Origin of the sequence: Micromonospora sp. NPDC005174, assembly GCF_040608495.1 — a bacterium.
GTDB lineage: Bacteria > Actinomycetota > Actinomycetes > Mycobacteriales > Micromonosporaceae > Micromonospora.
In genome coordinates, this window is the sequence record NZ_JBEXIJ010000010.1 from 116,056 (window position 1) to 140,046 (window position 23,991).

23 protein-coding genes are annotated in these 23,991 nt (G+C 73.4%); 17 read left to right on the forward strand and 6 right to left on the reverse strand.

What is annotated here, in order from left to right; all coding sequences use genetic code 11:
- Nucleotide 1 precedes the first annotated feature (1 nt).
- The 11 genes from ABZU91_RS14255 to ABZU91_RS14305 all read left to right on the forward strand — a co-directional run bounded on the left by ABZU91_RS14255 (nucleotide 2) and on the right by ABZU91_RS14305 (nucleotide 10,488).
- A complete protein-coding gene (locus ABZU91_RS14255; RefSeq protein ID WP_355239142.1) occupies nucleotides 2–484 on the forward strand; it encodes a phage tail protein in 483 nt (160 codons plus the stop codon).
- Nucleotides 459–1,832 (forward strand): hypothetical protein, encoded by a 1,374-nt coding sequence (locus tag ABZU91_RS14260; RefSeq protein WP_355239145.1) that lies wholly within the window; start codon nucleotides 459–461, stop codon nucleotides 1,830–1,832. The genes ABZU91_RS14255 and ABZU91_RS14260 overlap by 26 nt, the downstream gene beginning before the upstream one ends.
- Entirely contained in the window at nucleotides 1,832–2,716 is an 885-nt protein-coding gene (locus ABZU91_RS14265; protein WP_355239148.1) for a hypothetical protein, read from the forward strand. Before ABZU91_RS14260 ends, ABZU91_RS14265 begins: the two co-directional genes overlap by 1 nt.
- The gene (locus ABZU91_RS14270; RefSeq protein ID WP_355239151.1) at nucleotides 2,713–4,320 is read left to right on the forward strand and encodes a contractile injection system protein, VgrG/Pvc8 family; all 1,608 of its coding nucleotides are present in this window, start codon (nucleotides 2,713–2,715) and stop codon (nucleotides 4,318–4,320) included. The genes ABZU91_RS14265 and ABZU91_RS14270 overlap by 4 nt, the downstream gene beginning before the upstream one ends.
- A complete protein-coding gene (locus tag ABZU91_RS14275) occupies nucleotides 4,320–4,658 on the forward strand; it encodes a hypothetical protein (protein WP_355239154.1) in 339 nt (112 codons plus the stop codon). Before ABZU91_RS14270 ends, ABZU91_RS14275 begins: the two co-directional genes overlap by 1 nt.
- Entirely contained in the window at nucleotides 4,655–5,086 is a 432-nt protein-coding gene (locus ABZU91_RS14280; RefSeq protein ID WP_355239157.1) for a GPW/gp25 family protein, read from the forward strand. Before ABZU91_RS14275 ends, ABZU91_RS14280 begins: the two co-directional genes overlap by 4 nt.
- Nucleotides 5,083–7,731 (forward strand): putative baseplate assembly protein, encoded by a 2,649-nt coding sequence (locus ABZU91_RS14285; protein ID WP_355239160.1) that lies wholly within the window; start codon nucleotides 5,083–5,085, stop codon nucleotides 7,729–7,731. Before ABZU91_RS14280 ends, ABZU91_RS14285 begins: the two co-directional genes overlap by 4 nt.
- The gene (locus ABZU91_RS14290; RefSeq protein ID WP_355239163.1) at nucleotides 7,712–8,257 is read left to right on the forward strand and encodes a phage tail protein; all 546 of its coding nucleotides are present in this window, start codon (nucleotides 7,712–7,714) and stop codon (nucleotides 8,255–8,257) included. Before ABZU91_RS14285 ends, ABZU91_RS14290 begins: the two co-directional genes overlap by 20 nt.
- 9 nt (nucleotides 8,258–8,266) lie before the next feature.
- On the forward strand, nucleotides 8,267–9,199 hold the full coding sequence (locus ABZU91_RS14295; RefSeq protein WP_355239166.1) for a hypothetical protein: 933 nt from the start codon (nucleotides 8,267–8,269) through the stop codon (nucleotides 9,197–9,199).
- The gene (locus tag ABZU91_RS14300; RefSeq protein WP_355239169.1) at nucleotides 9,196–9,654 is read left to right on the forward strand and encodes a hypothetical protein; all 459 of its coding nucleotides are present in this window, start codon (nucleotides 9,196–9,198) and stop codon (nucleotides 9,652–9,654) included. Before ABZU91_RS14295 ends, ABZU91_RS14300 begins: the two co-directional genes overlap by 4 nt.
- A gap of 63 nt (nucleotides 9,655–9,717) precedes the next feature.
- Nucleotides 9,718–10,488: a hypothetical protein gene (locus ABZU91_RS14305; RefSeq protein WP_355239172.1), complete on the forward strand. Its 771-nt coding sequence runs from the start codon at nucleotides 9,718–9,720 to the stop codon at nucleotides 10,486–10,488.
- Between the two features lie 39 nt (nucleotides 10,489–10,527).
- On the opposite strand, the gene ABZU91_RS14310 is transcribed toward ABZU91_RS14305, so the two are convergent.
- Genes ABZU91_RS14310 through ABZU91_RS14335 form a run of 6 tightly spaced genes read right to left on the reverse strand, consistent with a single transcriptional unit; the run spans nucleotide 10,528 to nucleotide 16,398 of the window.
- Entirely contained in the window at nucleotides 10,528–11,412 is an 885-nt protein-coding gene (locus ABZU91_RS14310) for a PmoA family protein (RefSeq protein WP_355239174.1), read from the reverse strand.
- Complete coding sequence (locus tag ABZU91_RS14315) at nucleotides 11,409–12,068, reverse strand: hypothetical protein (RefSeq protein ID WP_355239177.1); 660 nt, start codon at nucleotides 12,066–12,068, stop codon at nucleotides 11,409–11,411. Before ABZU91_RS14315 ends, ABZU91_RS14310 begins: the two co-directional genes overlap by 4 nt.
- Nucleotides 12,052–12,891, reverse strand: a complete 840-nt coding sequence (locus ABZU91_RS14320) for a carbohydrate ABC transporter permease (RefSeq protein ID WP_355239180.1) — start codon at nucleotides 12,889–12,891, stop codon at nucleotides 12,052–12,054. Before ABZU91_RS14320 ends, ABZU91_RS14315 begins: the two co-directional genes overlap by 17 nt.
- On the reverse strand, nucleotides 12,891–13,868 hold the full coding sequence (locus ABZU91_RS14325) for a sugar ABC transporter permease (protein WP_355239183.1): 978 nt from the start codon (nucleotides 13,866–13,868) through the stop codon (nucleotides 12,891–12,893). Before ABZU91_RS14325 ends, ABZU91_RS14320 begins: the two co-directional genes overlap by 1 nt.
- Nucleotides 13,869–13,901: 33 nt before the next feature.
- The gene (locus tag ABZU91_RS14330) at nucleotides 13,902–15,248 is read right to left on the reverse strand and encodes an extracellular solute-binding protein (RefSeq protein WP_355239186.1); all 1,347 of its coding nucleotides are present in this window, start codon (nucleotides 15,246–15,248) and stop codon (nucleotides 13,902–13,904) included.
- 19 nt (nucleotides 15,249–15,267) lie between these two features.
- Nucleotides 15,268–16,398: a LacI family DNA-binding transcriptional regulator gene (locus tag ABZU91_RS14335; protein WP_355239189.1), complete on the reverse strand. Its 1,131-nt coding sequence runs from the start codon at nucleotides 16,396–16,398 to the stop codon at nucleotides 15,268–15,270.
- A gap of 240 nt (nucleotides 16,399–16,638) precedes the next feature.
- Between ABZU91_RS14335 and ABZU91_RS14340 the strand changes: the two genes are divergently transcribed.
- The 6 genes from ABZU91_RS14340 (at nucleotide 16,639) to ABZU91_RS14365 (ending at nucleotide 23,930) form a co-directional block, all read left to right on the forward strand.
- On the forward strand, nucleotides 16,639–17,967 hold the full coding sequence (locus ABZU91_RS14340) for a Gfo/Idh/MocA family oxidoreductase (protein ID WP_355239192.1): 1,329 nt from the start codon (nucleotides 16,639–16,641) through the stop codon (nucleotides 17,965–17,967).
- Between the two features lie 19 nt (nucleotides 17,968–17,986).
- Nucleotides 17,987–19,420 carry a glucuronate isomerase gene (uxaC, locus tag ABZU91_RS14345; RefSeq protein ID WP_355239195.1) on the forward strand — a complete coding sequence of 478 codons (1,434 nt, stop codon included), beginning with the start codon at nucleotides 17,987–17,989 and terminating at the stop codon, nucleotides 19,418–19,420.
- On the forward strand, nucleotides 19,417–20,721 hold the full coding sequence (locus ABZU91_RS14350; RefSeq protein WP_355239198.1) for an enolase C-terminal domain-like protein: 1,305 nt from the start codon (nucleotides 19,417–19,419) through the stop codon (nucleotides 20,719–20,721). Before uxaC ends, ABZU91_RS14350 begins: the two co-directional genes overlap by 4 nt.
- Complete coding sequence (locus ABZU91_RS14355) at nucleotides 20,712–22,205, forward strand: mannitol dehydrogenase family protein (protein WP_355239201.1); 1,494 nt, start codon at nucleotides 20,712–20,714, stop codon at nucleotides 22,203–22,205. The genes ABZU91_RS14350 and ABZU91_RS14355 overlap by 10 nt, the downstream gene beginning before the upstream one ends.
- A gap of 67 nt (nucleotides 22,206–22,272) precedes the next feature.
- Nucleotides 22,273–23,448, forward strand: a complete 1,176-nt coding sequence (locus ABZU91_RS14360; protein ID WP_355239204.1) for a Gfo/Idh/MocA family oxidoreductase — start codon at nucleotides 22,273–22,275, stop codon at nucleotides 23,446–23,448.
- Between the two features lie 212 nt (nucleotides 23,449–23,660).
- Complete coding sequence (locus ABZU91_RS14365) at nucleotides 23,661–23,930, forward strand: hypothetical protein (protein WP_355239207.1); 270 nt, start codon at nucleotides 23,661–23,663, stop codon at nucleotides 23,928–23,930.
- Nucleotides 23,931–23,991: the final 61 nt, after the last annotated feature.

Sequence of the window (23,991 nt, forward strand, 5' to 3'; positions counted from 1 at the left end):
CATGGCCACCCCCACCACCCCGCAGCCCGGCGCGCCGGTCGACCCGTACCGGGCGTACAACTTCCGGTTGCTCATCAACGGCGTCACCAACGGCCATTTCACCGAGATGAGCGGCCTGGAGGTGAACATCCCCGGGCAGCCGTACCGGGAGCACGGCCCGGGACCGACCCGGATGGTTCCCGGCCAGGCCGAGTACGAGCCGGTGACACTGCACTTCGGCCTCACCGCGTCCCGTGAGCTGTGGGACTGGGTGAACGCCACCGCCAAGGGCACCCTGAACCGCCGCAACGTGTCGGTGGTGCTGCTCGACTCGGTGGGCACCGCCGAGGTGCTGCGCTGGAACCTGATCGACGCGTGGCCGACCCGGTGGCGCGGCGCACACCTCAACACGGTCGGCCACGAGATCGCCATCGCCTCGCTGACGCTGCGCTACGAGGGCCTCGAACTGGAGGCCGGCGGTGCCGCCGCGCCGACGCCCGCGTAGCTGGCTGGCCGGTCGCCTGCGCTCGGCGGCCGGCGCGGTGCAGCGCCTCGCCGGACGCGTCGAGTTCACCGGCCTCCCCTCGGCACCGCCGGCGGACGTGCCGCGTCGCTTCGGGGAGCCACCGCGACACTGGCTGGACCTGGTCGCCGCGCACGCCCCCGGCCTGCTCCGCGAGCTGGACGTGGACCTCGACACCGCGGCGCCGACGCACGACCAGGCCCCACCGGCACCGGCTCCCCTGCGGCGGGACCGCTCCGGCGACCCGGCCGCAGGAACGTCCCGGCCGATCACCGACCGGACCGACGGGCGGGCTGCCGCCACGCCCGGCCGGTCCGACGACCCACCCGGCACGGGCGACCCGCGCCCGGCCGCCCGGCCGCCCGGTCGTGCTCGTGATCATGCCCGGCACGGTCCCGGGGCCGGTGGCACCGGTAACCCGGGAAGCAGGTCCGACCGGTGGCCCCCGCTCATCCGGCCGGCGACCCCGGACAGCGCGGGGTCGACGAGCAGAGTGGCCCGCTCCGGCGGCGCGGGGCCGGCGACCGAAGCTCCCCGCTCCGGTGGTGCCGGGTCGGCGAGCAGGGCCGACGGCTCCGGCGGCGCGGGGTCGGCGAGCGGCGCGGCCCACGTCGGCGGCGCTGGTTCGGCGAGCGGAGCAGCCGCCGGCGGCGGCACGGACGGCGGCGGGCGTGACGGCTCGACGAGCGGGAGCGGGCCGTTCGGGGCTGGCAGCGTGTCGCGGGCCTTCGGAGCGCTCGGCGTCGGAGGGACGATGTCCGCCCCCGTCGCCCCGGGCCGGGATGAACGGACTGCTGCACACCGACGCCCCACGCCCGGTCCGCGCGAGATCCTGCACGATTCCGGCGCTTCTCCGGATGGGTCCATGACGGCGGCACGGCCGCACGGACGCGACGTCGAGGCGTACTGGCCCGGCCTGCCGGACGAACCGGGTCGGCCGGGCGGGCTCCCCGAGCAACCCGCCGGCGGGCGCTCCCCGCAGCACGGCAGCCTGCTGCCCGAGCGCCACGCCAGCCGGTACCGGGTTGGTCGAGACCGGGAGCCCGCGAGGAGCGGACCGCAGCAGGCCCCTCGACACCCGTACGACGGCACCCCACGGGGCGGAGAGGTGCGGCGGCGGGAACCTCGATCGGGGAACCGGACGTACCCGGTCGAGGTCGAGAACAGCGAGCGGTGGCCGGTGAGCGCGGCGTTCCCGTCGTCCGCCGTCGCCCCGGGGGCGGACCCGTGGCCGGCTCTGCCGGATGACCGACCGCTGTGGACAGTACCCGGCCGGGTGCTCGACACGGGGCACGAGCGTCGGCTGGACCGCGAACAGGCGGGTGGCTGATGGAGCGCGTGGCCTTCCTCATCGACTCCACGGGGGAACGGGTGGACTGCCTGCTCAACCCGGAGACCGTGCAGGTGACCCGGCTCGCCGGCGTACGCCATCGGGGTGCGGACGGCGCGCAGCTCACCGGCGCCGGACTGGCCGACGACCCGCTGGTCTTCACCGGCGGCGGCCGTACGGAGCTGGTGCTGGATCTGCTCTTCGACGTCGACTTCGTCCAGGCGCAGGTCCGTCCGACCGACGTACGGGTGCTCACCCGGCCGCTGTGGATGCTGGCGGAGAACTCCACCGCCGAGCACGGCTGGCTCCGTCCACCGTTGATCCGACTGGTCTGGGGCAAGACCTGGAACGTGCCGGGCGTGATCGTCGCGGTGGCGGAGCGGTTCGACGCGTTCACCGGTACGGGCTCGCCACGGCGCTCCTGGCTGCGGCTGAAGTTGGTGCGGGCGGCCGAGACGGCCGACCAGGCGCAGGCCGGTTTCGCCGAGGAGCTGGCCGCGGCGAACACGCCGGCCGCCGCACCGGGCAGCGCCGTGGTCGCCGCCGGCGACGGCGCCGCCGAGCCGGGCCAGTCCGGTGTGCGCTTCGACCTGTTGGCCAACGACGCGCTCGGGTCTCCGCTGCGGTGGCGACTGCTGGCCGAACACAACAGGATCACCGACCCGCTGGCGGTGCCGGCCGGTACGACCCTCGCGGTTCCCGCCGCCGGCTCGGGCGTCCCCGGGCCGGAGTCGACGCTCGGCGCGATGGCGCGGGCGGTGGCCGGCGCGGCGTCGTCCGTGGGCGCCTCGCTCGTCACCGCGGCGGCGAGCTGGACGGCGTCGACGGGCACGACGCCCGCCGCGCCGAGCAGCACCGGCCCGGGCGCGGGGAGCACGCCGTGACCAGCGTCGCGCCCCGCGCGCTGACCGTCCTGCTGGACGGTGTCGAGTTGGGCGCCGCGGCCCGCCAGCGAATCCGCTCGCTGCGGGTGGCCGCCCGGCTCGACCAGCCCACCCAGGCCGAACTGGTGCTCGCCACCGCCGCCGGCACCGCCGCTCTCGACCCCGCCGTGCGCCCCGGCACGACCCTCGACGTGCGACTCGCCGACCATCCCGACGCGCTGTTCGTCGGCGAGGTGACCTGTGTGGAGGTCCAGTACGCCGCCGACGGCGCGGTCGTGCTGCGGCTGCGGGCGTACGACGCGTTGCACCGGCTGCGCAAGCGGCAGGACCTGCGGGTGTTCACGTCGGTGACGGCGGTGGAGCTGGCCCGGGACCTGTGCGGCGAGGTGGGGCTGACCGTGACGGCCGAGGACGACGGACCACGGCTGGAACGGCTGGTGCAGCACCGGCACAGCGATCTGGAGCTGCTGTGCGAGGTCGCCGGGCGGGCCGGGCTGCACCTGGCCGCCGACGGCGACGGCGTACGACTGGTCACCCTCGCCGGCTACGGCGAGCCGGTCACGCTGACCCTCGGCGCGGACGTGCACACGCTGTCGCTGTCCACGAACGCGGACCAGGCCAGTGGCCCGAGCGCCGCTCTGGGGTGGCATCCGCAGCGGGCCGAGCCGATCAGCCAGCGGGCCGACGAGGCGCGCTGCGGTCGACCGGCCGGTGACCGTCCGGACCCGGCCGACGTGGGGGCCGACGGGGTACGCACCGCCGTCGACCAGCCGGGACGCAGCGACGACGAGTTGGCCGCGCTGGCCCAGGCGCGACTGGACCTGCGTGCTGCCGCGCTGGCCACCGCCGAGGGGGTGGCCGAGGGTGATCCGGCGCTACGACCGGGCCGGCGGATCGACCTGACGGGTGTGCCCGGCCCCCTCGCCGGGGCGTACGTGCTGACCGAGGTGGTGCACACGGTGGACGGCGACGGGCACCTGACCCGGTTCTCGACCGTGCCACCGGAGGCCGGGCCACCGGCCGCTGTGCCCACGGCGGCCGGCGGCGCGGTGGTGACCCTCGGCACCGTGACCGACGTGGCCGATCCGGACGGACTGGGCCGGGTACGGCTGACCCTGCCCGCGTACGGGGACCTGGACGCCGGCTGGCTCGGCGTGCTGTGTCCCGGCGCGGGGCGCGGCAAGGGACTGGTGGCGCTCCCCGATCCGGACGACACCGTGCTGGTGGTCCTGCCCGGCGGCGAGCCGGCCTCGGGCATCGTGCTGGGTTCGCTGTTCGGGGCCGTCGAGCCGTACGACGCGGGCATCGACGACGGTCGGGCGAGGCGCTGGACGCTCCGCACGGCCGGCGGCCAGTCGATCGTCGTGGACGACGTCCAGCGCAGCCTGCGGCTCGGCACCGAGGGCGGCAGCTGGCTGGAACTCACGCCCGACCTGGCCACCCTGCACGCGGCGACCGACCTGGTCATCTCCGCGCCGGGTCGGGCCATGGTGGTCCGCGCCCGCAGCGTGGACTTCCTGCATGCCGAGGCGACCGAGGACCCGACCACCGCGGCGCAGCAGGCCCGTTCGCTCGCCCAGGCCCACCACGAAGGAGGCGGCTGATGCGGTGGATCCACCGCGACTCGGTGATCACCTGCGACCACGACGGCCGGGTCGAGAACCAGCCCTCGCAGCGGTGGGTGACCGTCACCGCCGTACCGGTGCTTGTCGACGACGACCCGGAGGGACGCAAGATCGTCGCCTGCCCGAACTACGGCCCGACCATCAAACCGTGCGGCAAGACGTTGTCCGTCCGCGTGGGCTACAGCGACTGGCTGCGCGTCGACGGGCACCGGGTGGTGCTCTCGCACCTGGAGGGGTTCACCGACGGCACGCCGCCGGGCGCGGTCCACCACACCGTCCGCGATCCCCGGCAGCGCTTCCTGGGGGCGGACCGGTGAGGGCGTTCCGGTTCGTCGGCGCCGGTTTCGACGCCGGCCGTAGCGGCGGGTTGGCGCTCACCGCCGCCGGCGGCCTGGCCATGACCGAGGGCGACGAGAGCGTACGACAGGCGCTGTTCCTGTTGTTGTCCACGACGCCGGGCGAGCGGCTGATGCGACCCGGGTACGGCTCCCGGCTGCACCGGCTGATCTTCGCGCCCAACGACGACACCACGGCCGGGCTGGCGATCCACTACGTCCGACAGGCCATCGCCCGCTGGGAGCCCCGCGTGGAGGTCATCGACACCGACGCGGGGCCGGACCCGGACGAGGAGTGGCGGCTGGTGATCCGCCTGGACTACCGGGTGCGGGCCAGCCTGACGCCCGGTCAGTTGGTGTTCTCCGTGGACCTGCTCCCCGCCGACGACGAACCGGGAGAATCGTCATGACGCTGCCCGTGCCGCATCTGGACGACCGGGGATTCCTCGACCTCGTCACCGAGGCCCGCGAGCGAATCCGCCAGTCCTGCCCCGCCTGGACCGACCTGTCGGCGCACGACCCGGGCATGGCGCTGGTGGAGGCGTTCGCGCACCTGACCGAGGTGATGATCTACCGGCTGAACCAGTTGCCGGAGAAGGCGTACGTGCAGTTCCTGAACCTGCTCGGCGTGACGCGGCACGCGCCCACCGCGGCCTGGGCGGACGTCGTGTTCACCCGGGCCGGCACCGACCGTGGTGCGGTGCGGATACCGGCCGGCCTGCGGGTCGCGGCGGCACGCGGCGCGGACCCGCGGCCCGTCGTGTTCGTCACGACCGAACCGGCGATGCTGCCGGCCGGGGAGTCGTCGGTGACCGTCCGTCTGCACCACTGCGAGCCCGTCGACGCCGAGCTGCTGGGTGTCGGCACCGGGCAGCCGGGCCAGGTGCTACGCGCGGCCCGCGCCCCCCTCGCGCACACCGGCGAGTCGCTGGACCTGCTGCTCGGGGTGGAGGTGCCGACCGGCTCGGTGGAGTTGGGGGCGGCAGCCCGCGAGCACGAGGGCCGCACGTTCGAGATCTGGCAGCGGGTGGACAGCTTCGCGGGGCTCGGCCCGCAGGCCAGGGCGTACCTGGTCGACCGCTGCTCGGGAACCGTCACCTTCGCGCCGGCGCTGGACCTGCGACCGTCCGCCGGCCAGAGCGCCGGGCCGACCCCGGTGGCGGCCGTGCCGCCGGCCGGGCGGCAGGTCCGCCTCTGGTACCGGGCCGGCGGCGGTCCAGCCGGCAACGTCGCCGCCGGCACGCTGACCAACCTGCGCGATCCACTACCCGGGGTACGCGTCGACAACCCCACGCCCGCAGCGGGCGGCCGGGAGATGGAGGCTCTGGAGTCGGTGCTCCTACGCGGCCCGTACGAGTTCTTCGCCCAGCAGCGCGCGGTCACCGCCCGCGACTTCGAGGTCCTCGCCACCAGCACCGGCGCGGTGGCGCGGGCCCGCGCGTTCACCCGCTCGGCCGTCTACAGCTTCGCCCGCCCCGGTGAGGTCGAGGTGGTGCTGGTGCCGTACGTGCCACCGGAGGCCCGCCCGGGCGGCCGCCTGCCGGTGGCGGTGCTGCGCGAGCACGAGGTGCCCGAGGCCCGGCACCGCGTCGAGGCGGACCTGGAGCAGCGCCGGATGGTCGGCATCCGCTCGCGGGCCAGTTGGGCACGGTTCAAGGCGGTCTCGGTGCGGGCGCGCGTGGTGGTGCGCCGGGAGGAGGACGTGGACGCGGTCCGGCGGCGCATCCACGACCGGCTGCACCAGACGCTCAGTCCGCTGCCCACCGCCGTGAACCCGACCGGGTGGCCGTTCGGTGAGCCGTTGCGGGCGTCCAACGTGTACCGGCTGTTGGAGCACGCCGAGCCGGGCGTCCGGTACGTCGAGTCGGTGCGGTTCGTGGTCGACGAGGCACCCGACGCCAACGTCCGCGCCCTCGCGGTCGACGCGTACCAACCGCGCACCTGGTACGCCGGGCGTGGCCCGGTGCTGTTCCGTTCCAGCAACGCGGGCTCGGGCTGGGAGCCGGCCGGCCGGTTCGACGACGACGAGACGGTCCTGCGGGTGGCGCCCGCTCCCGCCCCGGTCCGGCCCGGCATCGTCGCGCGTCCCGGCTCGGTGGCCGTGGTGACGGTGCTTGCCTCGGGCGGCTCCCGGGTGCGCCTGAGCACCGACCTCGGCGAGACGTGGTCGCTGCTGACCGACCTGGACTCGCGCATCTCCGACGTGGCGTGGCTGGACCGCGACGGCGCGGGGGCGCTGCTGGTGGCGACCGACACGGGGCTCTACGAGGTGTCACTGCTGCCCGGCGCGGTGCCGTTGCAGATCCTCGTCGACCCGTCCGACGCCGACCGGGGCTTCTACGCCGTCCGCGCGTTCGTCTCCGAGCGCGGCGCGCCGGGGGTGGCCGTCGCGGCGCAGGCGAGCTTCGGGGTGTACCTGTCGACGGCCGGCGGACGGCCCGGCAGCTTCGCGCACGTCGGTCTCTCCAACGTGGACAACCGCGTCCTCGCGGTGCAGTACGACGGCCCGGCCACGCTGCTGTGGAGCGGCGCGGGCGAGCCGGACCCGAAGAAGCCCGGCCAGGGCTGTCACCGCACCCGGCTGTTCGAGTCCGACGTCAAGTGGCAGTCGGTGCAGGCCGGCTGGCTCGGCGGCACGTGCCGCGATCTCGCGTTCGCCGGGCAGCAGGTGGTGGCCGCCACGCAGAGCGGTGGCGTGCTGCGGCTGGACACCCTGGCCGCCCAGCCGCAGTGGCAACCGGTGTCGGTCAACTGCGGGCTGCCGCTGCGCGACCGGACCCGGTTCGTGCCGGTGGACGCGGTCGCGGTGAGCGGCCCGACGACAGCCGGCGCGGGTGGTCCCGCCGGGGCGGCCGGCGCGGGTGGCGCGGCGGCGGACCGGCTGGTGCTGGCCGGCGGTGAGCGCGGCGTGTACCGCAGCACCGACGCGGTCACCTGGACCGCCAGCGCCAACCAGGCCACCGCCGACGTGGTGACCGTCCCGGACACGTGGCTGCTCTGCTCCGGCGAGCACGACATCGAGGTGGTGCGCCAGGATGCGACGCTCGGCGATTGAGCGGCTGCTGCCCGCCGCGTACCAGCGGGCGTGCGTGCCGGGCAGCGTGCTCTGGGCGCTGCTGGACGTGATGGAGGGGCTGCACGCTCCGGACGAGGCGATCCTCGCCGAGGTGGACGCCCTGTTCGACCCGTACCGGGCGCCCGACGACATGGTCGTACGCCTGACCCGCTGGGTGGCGATGGACCACGTGGTGGCGTCGCACCGACCGGACGCGCCGCTGCCCCTGCCGGTCGGGCGGCTGCGTGACCTGGTGGCCCACGGCGCGCTGCTGGCCCGCTGGCGAGGCACCCCGTACGGCATGCGCCGGGCCCTCGAGGTGGCCACCGGGGTGAGCGGCTTCGCCATCGACGAGCCCGACGAGAGGCCCTTTCACATCGTGGTGCGGGTGCCGGCGGTCGCCGCCGACCACCTCGCCGTGATCACCCGCATCGTCGAGGCGGAGAAACCCGCGGCGGTCACCGCCGAGATCGTCCTCGCCGCCCCGCCGCCACCGGATCAGCCGACCGCGGCACCGTCCGCCTAAGGAGCCGTCATGACCACCGAATGGGCCGTCGTCGCCGCCGCGTCACAGTTCACCCTGGACGCCGCCAACCACGGCGAACTGACCTTCACCGTCTCCAACCCGGGCCTCGCGCCGGACACCGTCGTCTTCGACGTGGCGCCCGGCGACGGCAGCCAGCGGGCCTGGTTCACCGTCACCGAGCCGCAGCGGACGGTGCCCGGGCAGGGTTCGGTCTCGTTCCTGGTCCGCCTCGCCGTGCCGGCCGGCACCGCGCCCCGCCGCTACGACATGACCGGGTTCGCGTACTCGGCCAACACCGCGCCGGAGGAGAGTTCCCGCTCCAGCGGCCGGGTGACGTACGAGGTCAAGGCGGTCGCCGCGCCGAAGCGGACGCCGTGGCCGTGGATCGCGGCGGCGGCGGCGCTGGTGCTCGTGGTCGCCGGAGTGGTCGGCTACCTGCTGACCCGCCCCGACGGCACACCGACGCCCGGCGCGCCACGGGTCGTGACGGTGGAGGCGGAGAGCCTTGTCGACGGCGCGCGGGTGGAGTCCCCGGCGAAGACGGCGGCGGCGGTCGGGGCGCAGGTGAACTGCTGCGACGTGACCTGGTCGGGCGACGAGCAGCTGTTCTTCTCCGGTCTGGCGCCCGGTGACCGGGTGAGCGTCACCGTCGAGTTGCCCGGCGACGCGCTCTGGCGGTTTTCCACCGCGCGCACCACGTCGTTCGACTACGCCAACACGATCTGGCAGGTCGACGGCGTGCAGCTCGGCAGCACCTTCTTCGGCTTCACCCCGACGGTGATCCTCCAGGACTTCACCGACGTGGGCACCGTACGGCTGGGGCCCGGCCGGCACACGCTCACCCTCGTCGCCGTCGGTAAGACGCAGGGCTTCGACAGGTACTTCGCCGGCGTGGACCAGATCCGCTTCACCGAGGTGACCGGGACGGTCGCGCAGCGATGAGCGGTCGGCAGAAGGTCGTCCTGGTGACCCTCGCGGTGCTGCTGGTGGCGTTCTTCGCGCTCGCCGTCGGCCTCGGCGGCGGTGACCAGGGCCGCGCGAGCGATCGGCCCGGCATCGTGGAGCGGTTGGGTCGCCTGTCCGGCGCGAGCACCACCATCGACCCGGCGAGCGTACGGGCCGACTGTGACCGTACCGGCGACGTGCTCACCTTCGTCGGTGGCTGCGCGGTGGATGTCGCCGATCCGGGCGAACTCCGGACGCTGGTGCTGCGCAGCGGTCGCTCGTTCGTGGTGACCGCGCCGGCGCCCGGCGACGCCGATCTCACCGTGCGCTCGGAGGTCGAGCCGGACGACGGCGGCGAGGCGGTCGCCCGGATCGCCGTCGACAGCGCGACCACCGTGCTGCTGGGCTGCCCGGGAGGTGTCGGATGCACGGTCACCGTCGCCGCGGACTGACGGGTCGACCGGCCGCCCCGGGTGACGTGCCGGTCGCACGTCACGACCGCGAGGAGCCTCGCCATGGGTGACCTGCGCAAACCCTTCCTGGTGCTGGCGTTCGTGGCGATCACGCTGGTGCTCCTCGTCGAGGTCGGCTCGTCGCTGCTCACCGGGGGCGGCGACGCCACCGGGGCGCTGCTGGTCGGCGCGGCGGACCTCGGCGTGGAGGTGGACGCCAGCGGGGTCAGCGAACCGTCCGGGCGGGGCACCAGCTACCTGGCGCTGATCGACGCGGTGGCGGTGTGGACCACCGGCCTGTTCTGCCTGAGCCTGGTGGTGCCCGAACGGGTGCAGGGCCGAATCCAGGGTGTCGCCACGCTGATCTTCTCGATCCTGCTCATCCTGGGCTCGCTGGTCCTGCTGATCATCGCGTTCGTGGAGCTGATGATCATGGTGTCGTTGTTCCTGGCCGTGCCGTTCGGCACGCTGGCGTACCTCGCGCTGTGGGGTTTCTTCCCGGTCGGCGACGCGGCGGTGCTGCTCGGGCTGGCACTGCTGCTCAAGCTCGTGTGGGCGGGGCTGCTGGTGCTGGCCCAGCCCCGGTTCCTGCAGAACAAGGGCCTCGTCCTGATGATCATCACCACCCTGTTGTGCACCGTCGTGCTGGAGTTCCTGCACAATCTGGTGCCGGTGATCCTGGTGAGCATCGTCGACGACGTGGCGGCGCTGGTCTTCGCGATCGTCGCGATCATCTGGGGCCTGGTGCTGCTGATCGGCTCGATCCCGGCGATAGTCAAGGCCATCCGGGTCACCGCCGCCGCCGTCCCCGCCGCCCTGCCCGGTCGATCATGAAGTTATCGTCACCGCGCCCGGCGTGTCGTGACAACAACTTCATGATCGACGGTCGTCGGCGAGGGTCGCGCACTGGTCGGGGGGCAGGGTGCTGTCGCAGATCCATATCTGGTAGTGGCCCTTGCGGGTGGTACCGGCCGGCAGCACCGCCGGTTGGTCGAAGGCGAAGGCCACGCAGACGCCCGGATACATCGCGGTCCGCACGAACCACCGGTCGCCGGGCCCGAGGCCCGTGAAGACCAGGGTGTACGCCCCACCGCCCGGCCCGGTGCCGGTCAGCGCCAGCCACGGGGCCGCGCTGCCGTTGACCGCCTCCTCCCCCGCCGCCTCGGCGGTGAACACCGTCGCCTCGCCCCCGGCGGCGACCGCTCGCCAGAAGAACCCGCCGTAGCCGGCCCCGCCGGGGCGGCCGTTGGTGGCCGGGCTGCCCAGGTGTACCGCCCGGCCGGGCGGTGCGGTGAGCGTGGAGTCCAGGTCGAGCCGCCAGGTGCCCGGTGTCACGGCCGACGCGGCGAGCTGACGCCGCTCGGTGAGCAGCACCCCACCTCGCGGGTCGCGCCACTGGAGCCGGTGGGTCAGCAGGTCGGCCGACCGCCGCGTCCAGCCGGTGTGGACGATCCGCCCGTGGTCGTCGCGCCAGGTGTAGCCGACGTCGCGGACGTAGGTGCGTCCACCCCAGAGGTTGGTGCCGTCGACGTCCTGCACGGCGAGGGACGCCCCGAGGTGCCAGACGTGGTCGGCGGGGAGCGCGTCCGTGACGACAGTGCCGCCGAGGGTGCGTACCGGGTGCAGGTACGGCCGGGGACCGTGCCGCGCGTCCAGCACGGGGTCGACCACGTACCGGGCCACCTCGGTCCCGTCGACGAGCAGCCGCGCCGGCTCCGCACCGGCCGGGGCAGGGTCGGCAGCGTGATCGGCGCTCACGGCAGCTCCGGGCGGACGGCGGCCGGCTCGCGGCTGCCGACGCCAGCGGGGGCCGGCCGGCGGGCGGCGACGGCGTGCAGGGCCGCCACTGTGTATCCGGCGAGGATCGGCACGGCCACCGGCGTGACCAGGACGGCGAGCAGCCCGGCCACAGCCGTCACGCCGGTCAGGGCCAGCCAGTGGGCGGGCGCGTCGAGGCAGGCGCGGGCGGAGGACCGGGCCGCGACCCGCCACCGCCCACCCCCGTTGCGTCCCGCCTCGACGACGACCAGTCCGGCGTACCCGGCCAGACCGGCCGCGACCAGCCCGGTCACCGCCAGCGCGGGCGGGCCACCGGGCACCCGTCCGGCGGCCAGCGCCACCAGGTCGGCCGCGAGCAGCCCGAGCGCGGTGAACGCCAGCAGGCTGACCGGCACACCGGGCAGCACCGACCGGGCGAACCGGCGCGCGGTGGCTCGCGCCGACGGCCAACTGCCGGTACGTGTCCAGTCGTGCACCGCCGCGCTGGCCGTACCGGCCGCCGCCGCGGCGGTGAGCAGCGGTGCCGCCGCGAGGGTCAGCAGGATGCCGAGCAGCGCGAGGTCGGCGGCGTCACGGGCGACGTCCCGCCAGTCCCGCCGCCCGTCGACGTCGATCGGCTCAGCCCTTGATGCCACCGGTGTTGATCCCCTCGACGAGCATCCGTTGGAACGCGACGAAGAACAGGAAGACCGGCAGCAGCGACAGCACCGACATGGCGAACATCGGCCCGACCGCGCTCTGACTCGTCGAGTCGATGAAGAGGGTCAGCGCCACCGGCACCGTGTAATCCTTCAGCTGGGACAGGAAGACCAGCTGGCGGAAGAAGTCGTTCCAGGTCCAGATGAACGAGAAGATCGCGGTGGTGACCAGGGCGGGACGGCTCAGCGGCAGGATGATGTGCCGGAAGATGCCGTACGGGCCGGCGCCGTCGATCCGGGCCGCCTCGTCCAACTCGCGGGGAATGCCCCGCATGAACTGCACCATGAGGAAGACGAAGAACGCCTCGGTGGCCAGGAACTGCGGGATGAGCAGCGGCAGGTAGGGCCACTCGCCGCCGACCAGGCCGAGGGTCCGGAACAGGATGTACTGCGGCACGATCAGCACGTGCTGGGGCAGCAGCAGCGTGCCGATCATGACGGCGAACCACATCCCGCGCAGCCGGAACCTCAGCCGGGCGAAGGCGTACGCGGCCAGCAGGCAGGAGAGCCCGTTGCCGACGACGGTGAGCAGGCTGACCAGCGCACTGTTGAGGAAGAACCGGCCGAAGCTGACGTCGAAGTTGGACCACCCGGCGGAGTAGTTGCCGGGGGTGAACCGCTCGGGGAGCAACCCGATGTTATTGACGATCTCCTCCTGGGACTTGACCGAGGTGCCGACCATCCAGATCAGCGGGTAGAGCACCACGACCACGATCGCCACCAGGATCAGCAGTCGCAGGATCGGACGGCCGCCGCGCATCACCGGTCCTCCCCGTCGGAGTAGTGCACCCAGAACCGTCCGGTACTGAAGAAGATCGCCGTGAGCACCGCGATGGCGAGCAGGAACACCCAGGCCATCGCCGACGCGTAGCCCATCTCCAGGTCGGTGAAGCCGGTGATGTAGAGGTTCAGCGTGTACATCAGGGTGGAGTCGACCGGGCCGCCGGTGCCGTTGCTGAGCACGAACGCGGCGGTGAAGCCCTGGAAACCGTTGATCGTCTCCAGCACCAGGTTGAAGAAGATCACCGGTGAGAGCATCGGCAGCGTGACGTTGCGGAACTGGCGGAACCGGCCGGCCCCGTCCACCGAGGCGGCCTCGTACAGCTCGGTGGGCACCTGCTTGAGCCCGGCCAGGAAGATCACCATTGGCGCGCCGAACTGCCAGATGGCCAGCACCATCAGCGTCTCGAGGGCCCAGTCCGGGTCGTTCACCCACGGCCTGCCCTCGATGCCGACGAGGCTCAGCAGCGAGTTGAACGCCCCGTCGCGGTTGAACATGTTGACCCACACGATGGCCAGCGCGACGCTGCCGCCGAGCAGCGACGGCAGGTAGAACAGGCCCCGGAACAGCCCGACGCCGCGCCACGCGCGGTTGAGCAGCAGCGCCACCCCGAGCGCCGCGGCCAGCTTCAGGGGTACGGCGACCAGCGCGAAGGTCAGGGTGACCCGCACCGCGTGCCAGTACGACGGGTCGGCGGTGAACATCCGCTCGTAGTTGGCCAGCCCCACCCACTGGGCCTCGGAGAACGGGGTGAGGATGTCGTAGTTGGTGAAGCTCAGGTAGAGCGACAGCAGCATGGGAACGGCCGTGACACCCATCAGGCCGATGAGCCACGGCGACAGGAAGACGTACCCCGCCAGACCTTCGCTGTGCCCGCTGGTGCCGGGCCCACGCCGCGCGGCGTGGGCCCGGTCGGGGCCGCGTCGGGCCTTGACGGGCGCCGTGGTCAACGCCACGAGCAGCTCCTCTCCTCGCCCGGTGGGGGCGGGTCAGGCGATGGCGGCCTTGCACGCCTCGACGAACTGGGCGGCGGCCTGCGCGGGTGTGGCCCGGCCGTACTGGGCGCTCTCGGCGGCCTTGACCAGCTCGGACTTGACGGTGCTGTGTCCCTTGATCGGCACCTGCGGCGACGCGCCGAACCTCTGCGTCAGCTCCGCCTCGACGGCGATCGACTGCTTCATCGCGGGGTCGGTGGTGTCGTCGCTGACCACCCGGCGCAGGTCCAGGTTGGACGGCAGCCCACGGTCCGTGCCGAGCAGCTTGACGACTTCCTGGTCGTTGTTCAGGAAGTTGATCACGTCGACCGCGACGTCCTTCTTCTTGCTGCCCTTGAAGACCGACCAGTACATCGAGGCCCGGGCCCACTGCGCGCTGGGATCACCGGGGTACGCGACGACACCCAACTCGTTCTTGGTGTTCTTCTTCAGGTCCGGCATCTGGTTGGCCCAGACCCAGGACGTCGCGGACTTGCCGGTGACCACCAACTGCTTGGTGACGTCGCTGGAGTTGCCCTCGTGGATGACGTCGGCGGTCGGGGTGGCCTTGCGGTCCCGGGCGCCCTTCCACAGGTCGAACCACGCGGTCACGTCCTCGGCGGCGAAGCCCAGCTCCTTGCCTTTGTAGAGGTCCTTGCCCTGCTGGCGCAGCCAGACCCAGAACGCCTTGTAGTCGGCGCTCGGGTCCTGCGTGCCGGGCACGCCGGTCTTGCGGGACACCTCCTCGGCCCAGGCGATGTGCTGCTCCCAGCTCATCCCGGTGGTCGGCTCGGGCAGGTTGTGCGTGGTCAGCAGCGTCTTGTTGTAGACGAGCCCCTGGGTGTTCTCCCCGGCGGCCAGGCCGGCGAGCTTGCCGTCGACGACGCCGTACTGCCAGAGGCTCTTGGGGAACTTGGAGGTGTCCAGCTTGCCGGACTCCTGGTACGAGGTGAGGTCGAGCGTGGTGTTGCGGGCCGCGTACTCGGCGAGGTAGTTTTCGTCGATCTGGAACAGGTCCGGCGGGTTGCCACCGGCGGTGAGCGTGGCGAGCTTGTCGAAGTAGCCCTGGTTGGCCTGCCAGGTCTTCTCGAAGGTCACGTTGGGATGCTTCCTGGTGTAGAGGGCGAGGGCGTCCTCGGTCAGCTTGGCCCGGGCGTCGCCGCCCCACCAGAAGATCGAGAGCTTGACCGGGGCGTTCGGGTCGGCGGCGCCGTCGTCGTCGCCGCAGGCGGCGGCGCCGAACAGCAGTGGCGCGACGACCGTCGCGGCGAGCAGGCCGCGCAGCAGCCGCCGCCGGGGCAGCGGGGTACCGTGATGACGCCCGACGGGCGTGCCAGTGGTGGGGGACGTTGCGGGGTGCATGTGCGCTCACTCCTCGGCTTTAGGAGGCGACGGCATCACCGGTGGCCGCGGTCGGGACGCCCGGGCCCGCAGGGCAGTGCGGGTCCGGGCCTTGGGGCGCGGCCAGGGGACGTGCCGGTCGGGCGTGCGGGCCCGGACCGGTCGAGTCGCGGATGACCAGGTCGGTCTGGAGCATTACCTGTGCGGTGGTACGACGGACGCCGACCGCCGTGCCGGCACCGGGCCCTCGCGCGCCGCGCGGTGACTCGATGTCCTGTTGCAGCAGCATGTCGACGGCCGTCCGGCCGGCGGCCCCGGTGGGTGTGGCCACCGTCGTCAGTTTGGGTCGGGTGAGCCGGCTCAGGGCGATGTCGTCGACCCCGACGACACTCACCTCCTGCGGCACCCGGACCCCGAGCGCGTCCAGCCCTTCGATCAGGCCGATCGCCATCAGGTCGTTGTAGGCGAGCACGGCCGTCACGCCGCTTCGTCGTACCTGCTCGGCCACGGCGGAGCCGCCGGTCTCGGTGGGCGCGTTGGGGCCGAGCACGGTCAGCTCGCCGCCACCCGCCCGGGCCGCGGTGGCGGCGGCGCGGCGCATTTCCCGGTTGGTCCACGAGCTGCGCGGGCCGCCGAGCAGGGCCAGGTGGCGGTGACCGAGACCGATGAGGTGCTCGACGGCCGACCGGGCTCCCTGTCCGACGTCCATCAGCACGCACGGCAGGCCGGTCACCTGACGGTTCACCACGACCAGCGGCACCTCGCGGCTGAGCTGTTCGATCAGGCTGTTGCTCATCCGGGGGCTGCACAGCAGCACCCCGTCGACCTGCTTCGCGAGGGCGTGGACCAGCTCCTCCTCGGCGGTCGGGTCCTCGTTGGTGTCGGCCACGAAGACGTGGTAGTCGCGGTGGCGTGCCTGGCTCTCCGCCGCCTTGATCAGCGGCGGGAAGAACGGGTTCGCGATGTCGGCGATGATCAGGCCGATGTTGTGCGTACGCCCGGTGATGAGGGCGCGGGCGGCACGGTTCGGTCGGTAGCCCAGGTCCTCCGCGCAGGCCAGCACCCGGACCCGGGTCTCGGGGTTGACCAGGTGCGGTGCCGAGAAGGTGCGGGACACGGTGGAGATGTGCACCCCGGAGGCGCGGGCGACGTCACGGATGGTGACTGGCACGGCGGCCCCTTCGTCCGAATACGGCGGCGGTCACGCGGGTGCCGCCAATTAATGCAAACGGTTGCTCCACTGTCAACGGTGAATGTTTGCAGCCCTGTTGCGTCGGCGCTTCCATTGGTGACCTTCAACCCCGCAAAAGCCCATATTTGCCACCGATTGCGCCGTCGTCGTTGACGTCGTGAGATCGATCGTGGTTACTTCACTGCAAACCTTTGCAGGGATCACCCGGAAGGCGATCGCATGTCACCGAGATCCGGCGGGCGAGTCCGGTACGCCGTCGTGGGCACCGGAGCGCGGGCGGAGATGTTCGTCCGGGCCCTGGTGCTCGATCACGCCGACACCACCGAGCTGGTCGCCTTCGCCGACGTCAACCAGGCCCGGATGGACGCGCACAACCGCTGGCTGGGCGAGCTGGGGCACCCGCCGGTGCCCACCTACCGAGCCGGTGACTTCGCGGGCATGTTGGACCGGCAACGTGTCGACGTCGTCCTGGTGACCAGCGTGGACGTCACCCACGACGAGTACGTGGTGGCGGCGCTGCGTGCCGGCCGGGACGTCGTCACCGAGAAGCCGATGACCGTCGACGCGGCCCGCTGCCGGCGCATCCTGGACGCGGTGACCGAGACCGGCGGCCGGGTGACGGTGGCGTTCAACTACCGCTACAACCCGCTGCACGAGCAGGTCCGCCGCCTGCTCGCCGACGGCGCGGTCGGCGAGATCGGCTCGGTGCACTTCGAGTGGCTGCTCGACGTGCGCCACGGCGCCGACTACTTCCGGCGTTGGCACCGCGACAAGGCCACCTCCGGCGGGTTGATGGTGCACAAGGCCAGCCACCACTTCGACCTGGTCAACTGGTGGTTGGGGGCCACCCCGGTCGAGGTGTACGCGGCCGGCCGGCTCTTCTTCTACGGCGAGGACGGTCGCCGGCACGGCTACGCCCGCGACTACGAGCGGGCGTACGGCTCCCCCGCCGCTGTCGACGACCCGTTCGCGCTGCGGCTGGACGCCCACCCCCGGCTGCGCGAGCTGTACCTCGACGCCGAGGCCGAGGACGGCTACCAGCGCGACCGCAACGTCTTCGCCCCCGGCGTGAGCATCGAGGACGACATGGCGGTGCTGGCCCGCTACTCCAACGGCGCGACGATGAGCTACCACCTCACCGCGTACGCCCCCTGGGAGGGCTACCGGGTGATGGTGAACGGCAGCCGGGGACGGCTGGAGCTGGAGGTGACCGAGAACGACTACGTCGACCGGGGCACCGCCGGCGCGGTCAAGGGCGCGGCCCTGCACGGCGTCGAGGCGCCCGCCGAGGGAGGCGGCGCGACACTGACCGTACGTCCCTTCTGGGAACCGCCCCGGCGGATCCCCGTCGAGGGTCGTACCCGCCAGGGACACGGCGGCGCGGACGCCCGGATGACCGCGGTGCTCCTCGGCGGCCAGCCCGATCCACTGGGCCGCGCCGCCACGGCCGACGACGGGGCGTTGGCCCTGCTCACCGGACTGGCCGCCAACCGGTCCTTCGAGACCGGGCGACCCGTCCGCGTCGCCGACCTGCTCACCCCCCACTGACCAGGAGACGAGGAGTCCCGTGCCGACGTCCGACCACACCGACCTGCTCCTGCCGGCCGAGCCGGGCCAGCGCGCGCTGGCCCGGGAGCTGTACGCCCTCGCGGCGCGGCAGCCGATCATCTCGCCGCACGGGCACGTCGACCCGGCCCTGCTCGCCGAGGACCGACCCTTCCCCGACCCGGCGCGGCTGCTCATCGTGCCCGACCACTACCTGACGAGGATGCTGCTCAGCCAGGGCGTACCCCCGGCGGACCTGGGGGTGCCCACCCGTGACGGCGGTCCGGTCGAGGCGGACGGGCGGGTGATCTGGCGGCGCTTCGCGGCGCACTGGCACCTGTTCCGGGGCACCCCGTCGCGGCTGTGGCTGGAGCAGACCCTCCGCACCGTCTTCGGGGTGCACACCCCGCTGGGCCCGGCCACCGCCGACGCCGTCTACGACGAGATCGCAGCGAGGCTCGCCGAGCCGGCCTTCCGGCCCCGGGCGCTGTTCGAACGCTTCGGCATCGAGGTCCTCGCCACCACCGAGTCGCCCCTGGACGACCTCGCGCAGCACGCCAAGCTCGCGGCCGACGGGTGGGGCGGGCCGGGCGGTCGGGTGGTCACCACGTTCCGCCCCGACGACGTGGTGGACATGGAGTTCGAGGGCTGGTCGGGCAACGTGGCCCGCCTCGGTGAGCTGGCCGGCGAGGACACCGGCACGTACACCGGTTATCTGGCCGCCCTGCGGGCCCGCCGGGCCGCGTTCATCGCGGCCGGCGCGACCTCGTCGGACCACGGGCATCCCACCGCACGCACCCTGGACCTGAGCCCGGCGCAGGCCGCGCGACTCTACGACCGGGGGCTGCGCGGCGAGGCGGACGCCGCCGACGCGGAGGCGTTCCGGGCGCACATGCTCATGGAGTTCGCCCGCATGTCCCTCGACGACGGTCTGGTGCTGCAACTGCACCCCGGCGCGGTGCGCAACCACAACCGCTGGCTGTACGAGCGGCACGGCCGCGACGTCGGCGGTGACGTGCCGCAGGCAACCGAGTACGTGCACGCGCTGGCCCCGCTGCTGGCCCGCTACGGCAACGACCCCCGGCTGACGGTGGTGCTCTACACCCTCGACGAGGACACCTTCACCCGCGAGCTGGCGCCCCTGGCGGGCGGGTACGCCGCGTTGCTGCTCGGGGCGCCCTGGTGGTTCCTGGACTCCCCCGAGGCGCTGCGGCGGTTCCGGGAGACGGTCACCGAGAGCGCCGGCTTCTACAACACCACCGGGTTCGTCGACGACACCCGGGCGTTCTGCTCGATCCCGGTACGCCACGACGTGGCCCGCCGTGTCGACGCCGGTTTCCTGGCCCGGCTGGTCGCCGAGGACCGGCTGGCGATGGACGAGGCCGCCGAGACGATCGTCGACCTGGCGTACCGGCTGCCCAAGCGGGTCTTCCACTTCGAAGGGGCCGACCAGTGACCGTCACCATCACGTCCGTCGACGTGCACGACGTACGGTTCCCGACCGCCGCCCGGGGCGACGGGTCCGACGCGATCAACCGGGGCGACTACTCGGCGACGTACGTCGAGCTGGGCACCGACGCCGGGCCGGTCGGCACCGGGTTCACCTTCACCAACGGGCGGGGCAACGAGATCACCTGCGCGGCGGTGCGGGCGCTGGCCCACCACGTCGAGGGTCGTACGGTCGAGGAGATCGCCGCCGAGCCGGTGGCGTTCTGGCGCACGCTCAGCGCCGACGTGCAGTTGCGCTGGCTGGGCCCGGAGAAGGGCGTCATCCACATGGCGACCGGGGCGCTCGTCAACGCCGTGTGGGACCTGCGGGCCAGGCTGGCCGGCAAGCCGATGTGGCGGTTCCTGGCCGAGCTGCCCACCGACGACCTCGTCGCCAGCGTCGACTTCCGGCACATCAGTGACGCGCTCACACCCGACGAGGCGGCGACGATCCTCGACAAGGGACGCGACGGCCTGGCCGACCGGTTGGCGACGCTGGAGCGGGACGGTTTCCCTTCGTACACCACCTCGGTCGGGTGGCTCGGCTACCCCGACGAGAAGGTGCGGGCGCTGACCCGGCAGGCGTACGACGACGGCTGGCGGGCGATGAAGATGAAGGTCGGCGGGCCGCTCGCGGACGACCTGCGCCGAGCCCGGATCATCCGCTCCGAGATCGGCCCGGACGCGCTGTTGATGATGGACGCCAACCAGGTCTGGGACGTCGACGAGGCGATCACCGCGATGACCGCGCTCGCCGAGGTGGACCCGTACTGGATCGAGGAGCCGACCCACGCCGACGACATCCTCGGTCACGCCCGGATCAACCGCGCCGTCGCCGAGCTGACCGGCGGCCGGTGTCGGGTGGCCACCGGGGAGGTCGTCGCCAATCGGGTGATCTTCAAGCAGTTGTTGCAGGCCGAGGCGATCGGCGTGATGCAGGTCGACGCGTGCCGGGTCGGCGGCGTCGACGAGGTCCTGGCCGAGCTGCTGCTGGCCGCGAAGTTCGGCGTGCCGGTCTGCCCGCACGCGGGCGGCGTCGGCCTCTGCGAGTACGTCCAACACCTGGCGATCTTCGACTACCTGCGGGTGGGCGTCAGCCTCGACGGTCGGATGATCGAGTACGTCGACCACCTGCACGAGCACTTCGTCGACCCGGTGCGCACCCGCGGTGGCCGCTACCTGCTGCCCGATCGGCCCGGTTACAGCGCCGCCATGAAACCGTCGTCGATCGCCGAGTTCCGCTTCCCGGACGGTCCGGCATGGCGGTGACCGTCGGCGCGTCCCGTCTCGGCCTGGGGGTGCTGCGCCACCTGCCCGTCGAGTCCCGACCCCTCGTCCGGCCGGGCACCGTGCCGACAGGCGTCGTACACCTGGGGTTGGGCGCGTTCCACCGCGCCCACCAGGCGGTCTACACCGAGGCGGCGGTCGGCGCGGCCGGCGGCGACTGGGGCATCGTGGCCGTCGCCCCGCGCAGCACCGCCCTGGTCGAGGCGCTCACCGCCCAGGACAACCTGTTCAGCGTGAGCACCCTCTCCGCGGCCGGTGCCACCACCCGGGTCGTGGGCGCGCTCAGCGGCGTACGGCACGCGCCGAGCGACCCGGACGCCGTGGTGGCGTTGCTCGCCGATCCCGCCGTCCGCGTCGTGACGCTCACCGTGACCGAGAAGGCGTACCAACTCGATCCGGTGACCGGCCGGCTGTCCCCGGACGCCGCCCTCGCCGCGGACCTCGCGGGCCATCGGGCCCCGACGACCGCGCCGGGCCTGCTGCTGCGCGGACTGGCCGCCCGCGCCGCCGCCGACGCCGGGCCGGTCGCCCTCGTCAGCTGCGACAACCTGCCGGCCAACGGCCGGCGACTGCGCGGTCTGGTCGACCAGGGGATCGAGCGGGCCGCCGGAACGCCGACCGGGTTGGTCGACTGGGTGGCCGCGAACGTGACCTGTCCGGGCACCATGGTGGACCGGATCGTGCCGGCCAGCACCCCGGAGACGTTCGACGCGGCCCGCCGGGCGCTCGGTGTGACCGACCTGGCCGCGGTGGCCGCCGAGCCCTACGCCCAGTGGGTGATCGAGGACGACTTCCCGGGCGGACGGCCCGGCTGGGAGCACGCCGGGGCGGTGCTGACCGACGACGCCGGCCCGTGGGAGCGGTTGAAGCTGCGCGCCCTCAACGGCGTGCACTCGGCCGTGGCGTACCTCGGCGCCCTGGCCGGCCGGGAGACCATCGCCGAGGCCCTGGAGATCCCGCACCTGACCGACGTGCTGCGCCGGCTGATCGCCGAGGACGTGGCGGCCAGCTTCCGGCCGCCGGACGGGGTGCGGGTCGTCGACTACGGCGAGCAGGTCCTGGCCCGGTTCGGCAACCCGGCGATCCGGCACCGCACCCTCCAGGTCGCCACCGACGGCTCGCAGAAGTTGCCGCAACGCGTCCTGCAGACCATCGCCGACCTGCGCGCGTCCGGGCGGTCCGCGCGCTGGGGCGCGCTGGTCGTGGCGTCCTGGTTGCGCTTCGCGCTGGGGTACGCCGACGACGGCCGACCGCTGCCGTTGCAGGACCCTCTCGCGGGGCCGATCCGGGCCGCCCTGGACGCCGGCGCGCAGAGCCCGGCCGGCGCGGTGGACGCCGTCTTCGCGCTGCGCGAGGTCATCCCGGCCGAAGTTGCCGACGACGACGAGGTACGCGCCCAGGTGACCGCCTGGCTCACCGCGCTCGGACGACACGGCGTCGAGGCGACCCTGGCCGGCGCCCGGTGAGCCGGGCGACGCTGGCCGGCGCCTGGGCGACGCTGGCCGGTTCCCCGGCGGCGTTGGCCGGCGTCTCGTGAACGGGTCGGTGCCGCCGCCGACGGTGGCGGTGATCGGGGCGAACGGGCACGGCCACTGGCACCGGCGGGTGATCGCGCCACTGCACGCCGGCGGCCGGCTGCGGCTGGTCGCCCTGGTCGACGTGCAACAGGTGCGCGACGAGCGGGAGGCGCCGGTGCCGCCCGGGGTCGGGGTGTTCACCGACCACCGGGCGATGCTCGCCGCCGCCCGACCGGAGGTGGTGGTGATCTGCACCCCGCCGCACACGCACCTGCCGATCGCCCGCGACGCCCTGGAGGCCGGCGCGGACCTGCTGCTGGAGAAGCCGCCGGTGCTGTCGCTGGCCGAGCACGACGCGCTGGCCGACGCGCTGGCGGCGACCGGCCAGGTGGCCCAGGTCGGTTTCCAGGCGCTCGGCTCGGCGGCGCTGACCGCGCTTACCGACGCGCTGGCCGCCGGCCGTCTCGGCGCGGTCACCGGCATCGCGACAGTCGCGGCGTGGCAACGGCCGGACGCCTACTACGCCCGCTCCCCGTGGGCCGGTCGCCGCAGCGTGGACGGCCAGCCGGTGCTGGACGGCGCGCTGGCGAACCCGCTCGCGCACGCGGTGATGCAGTGCCTGGCGGTCGCCGAGGCGCTGGGCGGGGCGCCACCGTGGCCGGTCGCGATCGAGGTGGAGCGTTACCGGGTACGGCCGATCGAGGTGGAGGACACGGCGGTGCTGCGGGTGCGGTTGCGCGCCGGCCCACCGGTGCTGGCGGCGGTCACCCTGGCGTCCGAGGAGTTCGTGGCGGGCGAGGTGGTGGTGACCGGCACGAGAGGACAGGCGGTGCTGGAATACCCCACGGACCGGTTGCGCCTGCCCGGCGACGCGGTGACCCGCCGCGTCCCCGGTCGACGGGGCCTGCTGGAGAACCTGCTCGCCCACCGCGTCGACCCTGCCGCGGTGCCGCTGATCGCGCCGCTGGCCCGTACCGCGCCGTTCACCGCGCTGCTGGACGCGTTGCGGGCCGCGCCCGAGCCCCGCCTGCTCGACGGGGATCTGGTCGACGTGGTGGGCGACGGTGACGAGCGGGTGGTGCGGATCCGTGGCGTGGTCGAGGTCCTGCGTCGGGCGGCCGAGCAGGGCGCGCTGCCCAGCGAGCAGGGCGTGCCGTGGGCCGTGCCGGCGTACCGCGCGCACCTGGCGTAGCGGTGGCGCCCTGCGGTGGCGAGGGTGCTCGGGTCGTCCTTTGCTCTGCTTCAACCGAGGCAACACTTTCGCCCCGCAGGTGTTGCGTGGGTTGAAGCAGAGCAAAGGAGGCGACGGGTCGGTGCCCGCCACTCCTCCGACACTCGGGGCAGGCACCCGACGTCAGGAGAGGCGGCCTTCAGAGCGAGCATCCGTGCGATAACGTCGCCGCCGTGCTGCTCGCCAGGAGCCGCGGTGGCACCGTGGCACCCCGGATCCTCGGCCGCCCGCAGCCGCTCCCCCGCCTGCGGGCCGCGATGCACGCCTGCCTGGGGCTGGGGCTGGGGGTCGGCTGGCTCGTCAAGGACATCTTCCCGCCCCACTCCACGGGCGACGCGGCGCTGTTCACCACGGTGCGAATCCTGTTGGTGGCTGGCGTCGTCACCGCCCTGCTGGTCGCCTTCCGGCACGTGCGACCCGCGCGGGACGAGGCCGCACGTTAGCCGCAGGCACCACTGCAACATTCCTGCAAGCAATTTATATTGACCTATGCAAAACCGCGAA

Coding starts and splice junctions, on each gene's coding strand:
- ABZU91_RS14255 (WP_355239142.1), top strand. CDS start 2: ATGGCCACCCCCACCACCCCGCAGCCCGGCGCGCCGGTCGACCCGTAC.
- ABZU91_RS14265 (WP_355239148.1), top strand. CDS start 1,832: ATGGAGCGCGTGGCCTTCCTCATCGACTCCACGGGGGAACGGGTGGAC.
- ABZU91_RS14275 (WP_355239154.1), top strand. CDS start 4,320: ATGCGGTGGATCCACCGCGACTCGGTGATCACCTGCGACCACGACGGC.
- ABZU91_RS14285 (WP_355239160.1), top strand. CDS start 5,083: ATGACGCTGCCCGTGCCGCATCTGGACGACCGGGGATTCCTCGACCTC.
- ABZU91_RS14290 (WP_355239163.1), top strand. CDS start 7,712: ATGCGACGCTCGGCGATTGAGCGGCTGCTGCCCGCCGCGTACCAGCGG.
- ABZU91_RS14295 (WP_355239166.1), top strand. CDS start 8,267: ATGACCACCGAATGGGCCGTCGTCGCCGCCGCGTCACAGTTCACCCTG.
- ABZU91_RS14300 (WP_355239169.1), top strand. CDS start 9,196: ATGAGCGGTCGGCAGAAGGTCGTCCTGGTGACCCTCGCGGTGCTGCTG.
- ABZU91_RS14305 (WP_355239172.1), top strand. CDS start 9,718: ATGGGTGACCTGCGCAAACCCTTCCTGGTGCTGGCGTTCGTGGCGATC.
- ABZU91_RS14320 (WP_355239180.1), bottom strand. CDS start 12,891: ATGCGCGGCGGCCGTCCGATCCTGCGACTGCTGATCCTGGTGGCGATC.
- ABZU91_RS14330 (WP_355239186.1), bottom strand. CDS start 15,248: ATGCACCCCGCAACGTCCCCCACCACTGGCACGCCCGTCGGGCGTCAT.
- ABZU91_RS14340 (WP_355239192.1), top strand. CDS start 16,639: ATGTCACCGAGATCCGGCGGGCGAGTCCGGTACGCCGTCGTGGGCACC.
- ABZU91_RS14355 (WP_355239201.1), top strand. CDS start 20,712: ATGGCGGTGACCGTCGGCGCGTCCCGTCTCGGCCTGGGGGTGCTGCGC.